The organism is Actinoplanes sp. NPDC051633, assembly GCF_040681735.1.
Classification (GTDB): domain Bacteria; phylum Actinomycetota; class Actinomycetes; order Mycobacteriales; family Micromonosporaceae; genus Actinoplanes.
Map to the genome: position 1 here is coordinate 1 of NZ_JBFAZH010000596.1, position 1,527 is coordinate 1,527.

The window sequence follows — 1,527 nt, forward strand, 5'->3', positions numbered from 1 at the left end:
CACCGGGCTGTCCTCGATCGCGACGCACCGCTCGATGGGCACGCCCAGCAGCTCGGCCGCGGTCCGGTACGGCTCCGGGTCGGGCTTGGGCGCCTTCACCTCGTCGCCGACCACGATCACGTCGAAGTTCTCCCGGCCCAGCGTCTCCAGCGCGACCTCGACCAGCCGCCGGCCGGTCGAGGTGACCAGGGCCGTCGGGAGCCCGGCGGCGCGGACCGCCTTGAGCAGCTCGTGCGCGCCGGGCCGCCAGACCAGGCCCTCGGCGAAGAGGTGGAACACCCGGTCGGTGAGCCATTGCACGTCCGGCGGCTCGGGCCGGTCGGGCTGCCCGAGGTCGTCGCGGAAGATCTGCATGGTGCGGCCCATGTTGCTGCCGACCATCGCCAGGCGGGCCTCGTCGGAGAGCGTCCCGCCGGCCCGGACGGCCATCTCGCGCAGGGCGATGTCCCAGACCCGTTCGCTGTCGACCAGCGTGCCGTCCATGTCGAAGAGCACCGCGGCCGGTAGTGATGACGTCAGGGCTGGCCTCCAGTAAGAGCGTTGAGCTTCATTGTCGCTCAGGTCAGGTTGCAGGGGTCGAGGGAGTCCTGGTAGCCGTTGGCGAAAGCCTGGGTGCGCTGCTTGGCGGTGCCGTGCGAACCCTCGGCGAACCACGGCTGGCCCGGGGCGTCGCCGACCGACTCCAGCCCGGCGGCGAGCTCCTCGGTGTCACCCTCCTGCAGGGTCAGGCGCTTCTGCTTCTCCATGTCGCCGATGTACGCGCCGGCCATGCAGTCGGCCTGCAGCTCCTGCTGGATCGTGAACTGCGCCTGGATCCCGAGCCGCAGCTGGATCGCGTGGGCGTACTCGTGCCCGAGCAGGTAGAAGATGAACGCGTCACCGATCTGCCGGAACGCGCCGAACGCCCAGTTCACGTCGTAGGCGATGAAGTCGCCCGCCGAGCAGTAGGCGGCGTTCTTCAGCCCGAGCGGCTGCCCGCCGCAGTCGACCTCGCCCTCCCGCTCGTACGGGATGACCTGCGAGACGGGCCGGAAGCGCAGCCCGCTGTCCTTGAAGACGGCGGCCCAGTACGCCTCGGCGATCGAGGTGGCGGAGTCGATGTCGGTCGTGAACTCCTCCGGCGTGTCGGTGCCGTCGGGGCCCACGCCGGAAGCGTCGGGCTCCGGTGTGGCGGTCGTCTCACTTTCACCCGGCCCCTCGGAACGGGGACGATCGGGGGCGGACACGCAGCCCAGAGCCACCAGAGCGGCCACCGCGGCCGTCACGATGGCGAACCTGGGACGGTGGCGGGCCGGCATGCGGAATACTCCAGGGGGTGGCGTGACCGGGATGTTCCACGGTACGTGTTAATGCGAACACGGATCATCACCGGACCGGGAGGCGAACCATGCTGTCGGGCGTACCCGAACGGGAGATCGTCATACCGGAGGCGGTGCTGTCCATCGCGGCAGGACGTACCCTGCGGCCGGTCTGGCTGAACGTCCTGGGTGGCGTGACGTTCGAGGTGGTCGAGGACCTCGACGGCCG

Annotated in this window: 2 protein-coding genes; both read right to left on the reverse strand. The window is 70.2% G+C overall.

The genetic code is table 11. The features are described from left to right. The coding region (locus tag AB0M20_RS27450; protein ID WP_364302969.1) for an HAD family phosphatase at positions 1–495 on the reverse strand (495 nt) is incomplete at its 3' end. Between the two features lie 62 nt (positions 496–557). Further along, entirely contained in the window at positions 558–1,265 is a 708-nt protein-coding gene (locus AB0M20_RS27455) for a neutral zinc metallopeptidase (protein ID WP_364302971.1), read from the reverse strand. Between the last annotated feature and the right edge of the window lie 262 nt (positions 1,266–1,527).